The sequence below is a fragment of the Kitasatospora sp. NPDC058218 genome, from assembly GCF_042882445.1.
Classification (GTDB): Bacteria; Actinomycetota; Actinomycetes; order Streptomycetales; family Streptomycetaceae; genus Kitasatospora.
Map to the genome: position 1 here is coordinate 1 of NZ_JBHVWC010000147.1, position 4,276 is coordinate 4,276.

The window sequence follows — 4,276 nt, forward strand, 5'->3', positions numbered from 1 at the left end:
GACGCCAACATCAGGCCCGGACCAGCCACTACAAGAGACGAGGCCACAGCCCAAGAGCTGAAGCCTCGTCACGGTAAGCACCGTTGCAGTACTAGAAGAGGTCCGCGCGATTGTGCCGTTGGAGACCGTCCAGGATCTCGCGCAGCCACGGTCTGCGGACGGCCGGCAGCCGAGCCAGGGTGTGCCGGAACACTCCCGGGTCGGCCCGGAACAGGCGACCGGGGAGCAGCGCGGGCGCGTCGAAGTCGTCACGGAGGACGCCGTCGGGCAGGCCTCCCGACATGGGAACGGGTGGGTCCGACTCGGGGGAGACCATCCACAGCCACACTCCGAACGGCAGTGGCACCAGGTGCGCCGCCGGGTTTGCCGGGGCCCAGGCCTCCCCCGTCTGCGGATGGGACGGCACGAGGAGGATGTCGGCACCCCCGCGGGGAGCAGGCAGCCCCGGTCCGGCCAGGACGGCGCGCTGCGCGAGCGGACCTGCGGGTAGCAGTGCGTGGAGCGCGCGTTGGAACACCTCCCCGACCAGGCCGTCCGGGACGATCACCGTGCGACCCTCCGAGGCCACCAGCAGGTGGGCGAGCGCCCGGCCTGCCGCCGCCTCCCACCGCGGGCTCCACGACCACCAGTAGTTCGCCCAGTGGCCCGCCCCCGTCCGTGCCCCCCATGCGGCAATCGGCTCGAACGGGGGCGTACCCCTTCCTTCCGCCATCAGGTCCCCCCAGGAGAGCGGTGCGGCGTCGACTCCGCCGACGGGGAGGCGGCGCACGGCGGTCGGGGCGAGCCACATCGCCTGCCACAGCGAGCAGTCGTCGATCCGACTCGCTACTGGCAGAGCACATTCCACGCAGGCCACGTTGGGACCGTCGGCCCCGTCGAGGCCGCAGCAGTAGCCGCCTCCGCGGTTCTCCGGGATCAACACGGTTCGGCGGGCGTTGCCGGGCGCGATGACGATCGCACCCGGCGCGCCGTCGGACAGGGCGTAGACCGGCGCGTAGACACCGCGGGCGGCCGCCTCGTTCGGATGGATTTCCTCCCACCTTCGCCACGGCGGCCCCCAGGGCTCCGAGTCCACGGCGAACGTGCCCGACTCCATGAGCACCGGGAGCTGAATCCCGTTCCCGTACTTCTGATGGGCGTGGACCGGCAGGGCGACCTGGGACAGCGGAGTGGTCAGCTCAGCGCCACATCCCGCACACACGAAAACGAACAAACGTCCTCCGTCTGGGAAACGGAGGCATCATCGCAGCTCGGCAGCGGCCGACCAATCGGTTTTCAGGACGGCCTGAGGCCCAGTCGCCCGACACTCAGCGTGTGCAGCCCACAGAAGCTGAGCCAGAACCCAGGCGAAACCGTTCTGGTGGGGCGGGCCACCTGCCGGGGGCAGCCGTCGACGGCGAGGCTGCGGGGCTGGCGTTGGGTGCTCTTCCCGCAGGCCGACGCGACGCCTCCCGGCCTGGGCACGCGGTGTCCGTCCATCGTTCGTCGACGGTGAAGCCGCCGGGGTCAGCAGATCTTCCGGTAGGACACCTCGGGTAGGTAGGTATCCCAGTCGGCTTGGGGCAGTCCGCCTCCGGCTCGTTCACAGATGGCGGCGGCTCCCTGGTTCGGGGCGACCGTGATCTCGTGTTCGGGCGCGTGCTCAGTTGCTATGCGCAGGGTGCGGTCGTTGGGGCCGAACACCAGGGAGAGCGTGGCACCTCCTACCGTGGGTAGGGCGGGACCGAGTGCTTGGTGGGATGCGAGGTCCCACATCCGCAGCGTGCCGTCGGTGCCCGCAGCGGCCAGGGTGCGGCCGTTGTTGGAGAAGGCGAGTGCGGAGATGGGGTCGAACCCTCCTACGGCGGTGGGTCTGAAGGTGCCGGGCAGTACACCCAGGTTTCTCTCGGCATTGCCGTCCCAGAGGGTGACGCGGCCGGCTTCATCGCCGGTGGCCAGGTACTTGCCGTCCGGGCTGAAGGCCACGGTGTGGGTCGTGTTCTGGGTGAGCGTACGTGGGTTCACTTGGCCGGATGGCAGGTCGGCGAGTTGGTTGTGTGAGGTGACGATGAGCTGTCCGTCCGGCCGGACGGCGAGTCGTTCTCCAGCGGCGTCGAAGATCACCCGGGTCCTGGTCCGCTGGGATACGTCCCAGACCTCGACGAACGACGCCTGCTGCGGCATCCGTGAGACCAGGAGCGATCTTCCGTCCGGTGTGAAGGCGATCGCGTTGACGTCGGCCGCAAGGTAACCTTCGGGAGCCACGAGGTGCAGGGTTGCGGTCGTGCGACCGGTGGAGATGTCCCAGATGGACACGCTGGGCGCTGAGCTGTACTGGTCGACGTCGACGACACCGTAGGCGAAGGCTCCCCCGTCGGGACGGAACGCCATGAGGACGGTGCAGGGGAGGGAAACCTGCTTGCCGTTGGGGTGCGCCGGGCAGGACATGTCGGGAAGGTCGACGACGTGTCCTCCGTTGCGGAGATCGCGCAGTTGGAAGCGGTACATGTCCCCGCCCGTGGGCGACGGCAGCGTGGCAAGCGTGCCACCGTCGGGGCTGAACACGGCAGCCGCGATCGGCTGGCTCGTCCAGGCCGGGGCGAGGGCGTTCGTGATGTCGATGGTGCGGACCACTGCTCCGGTCGAGCCTTCCAGGTAGCGGATCCGGTGTGCGTCCGGATCCAGTCTGAACTGGCTGGAGTCGGTGTTGGCGAGCGGATGCCGCAGGAGTGGGACCGATGGTGTGTCAAGGCGCCACAGCAGCATCTCCTTGCCGTCCGAGGCCACCATGAGCGTTCCGTCCGCGCTGAACGCCGCCTCCGTGATGTCGGGATGGTCGATCCGTGGGAGCTCCGTACCCGAAGCGGTGTCCCAGAGGCGGACTCTCCCGCTGTCGACGACTGCCAGCCGGCGGCTGTCCGGCGTGAACTCGACCGCCTGGCCGAGGCACTGCTGCGCGGTGGCCTCGGGAGCCCCGGAGAGCGGGACTTCGCGCTGTTCGGGCACGTTCCACACCTGGACCCGCTCGCCCGGAACGCATAACGCCATCAGGCGGTCGTCGGGGCTGACCGACGCTTCGGGGTACGGGTAGTTCTGCGTGCGGTTCTCCGCCCACAGCCGCCGCTGCCTGACTTCCGGTATACGGCGCAGCTCGTCGCGGGTGACCTGCTTGTTCGCGCCGTCCCTGGTACGTCGTTCGAGAAGCAGCCGGCCGGAGCGGACATCCAGGACCTGGATCACGTCGTCCGTGCCTGCGGTGGCGAAGAGGAGCAGCGTCCGCCCACTCGGACCGAGCCGGCCCGCGGTTCCGCTCAATCCGGAGTCGAACGGGTAACCTGCCCCCAGGGAGCCGCCCTTACGCTCTGCGGTCAGGTCCCACACGTTCACGTGATCGTGCTTGAATACGGCGAGTGTCCGGGCGTCGGCGCTCATGTCCTCCACGTCATCGGCCTCGGCCCCCAGGCCGGGGAGTGTTGCCACTCGCCGGTGTGTGTCGACGTCCCACTTCACCACCTCGTCCCGGCCCACACCGACCAACGTGCGGCCGTCGCCGCTGAGGAAGTGCGTCTGCGGGACGGCTTTGTCGGACGGCGGATCGGTGAAGACGTCCTGGTCCGGCTGGACGGTGGCGCCGAGCAGTGCGGACCGTGACTCGGGGAGATCGGCGGTCTTCCACGCGGCGAGGCTCAGCCGCATCGCCGTGACCGGGTCGGAGGAGCGCATGCCGTCCGCCACCGCGGCGGCCCGGCGGGCGGCGGCCTCCGTGCGGCGGCGTTCGCCGGTCAGGTTCTGCTGCCACGCGATCTCCCCGGCCAGCAGGACGAGCACGACAAGGGCGGACAGCGTGGTCACCAGGGTCCGCAGCCGCCGGGCGGAACGCTCCGCGCTTCGGTGCTCCTGGTCGCGGGCGGCGAGACCGGCGGTGAGGAAGCGGAGCTCCAGCAGGGTGAGGTCATCGCGGTGCTCCTCGGTCGCGAAGGTCGCTACGGCCGCTGCCAGACGAGTGCCCCGGTAGAGCGCTCCGGGGTCATGGCCCAGTTCCTCCCACACCTTGGCCGCTTCGGTGAGGCGCCGATGCTGGCGCAGCCTGTCGCGGCTGTCCTCGACCCACGCGTTGAGCCGCGGCCAGCAACTGATCAAGGCCTCGTGGGCCAGGTGGACGGTGTCGCCGTCCAGGGTGATCAGCCGGGCCCGGGCCAGGCCTTCCAGCACCGCCGCTGTATCGGTGCCGCCGTCACCGGTCCCCAGGGACTCCAGCTCGGCGCGGTCGGCGGGACGGCTCGTGTCCTGCACGCCC

At 70.0% G+C, this 4,276-nt stretch carries 2 protein-coding genes; both read right to left on the reverse strand.

The window, feature by feature from the left end:
* Positions 1-91: 91 nt before the first annotated feature.
* Positions 92-1,213, reverse strand: coding sequence for a hypothetical protein (locus ACFVYI_RS42230; RefSeq protein WP_387895415.1), 1,122 nt, complete (start codon positions 1,211-1,213; stop codon positions 92-94).
* Between the two features lie 293 nt (positions 1,214-1,506).
* Positions 1,507-4,276: WD40 repeat domain-containing protein (locus tag ACFVYI_RS42235; protein WP_387895418.1), on the reverse strand; the 2,770-nt coding region annotated here is incomplete at its 5' end.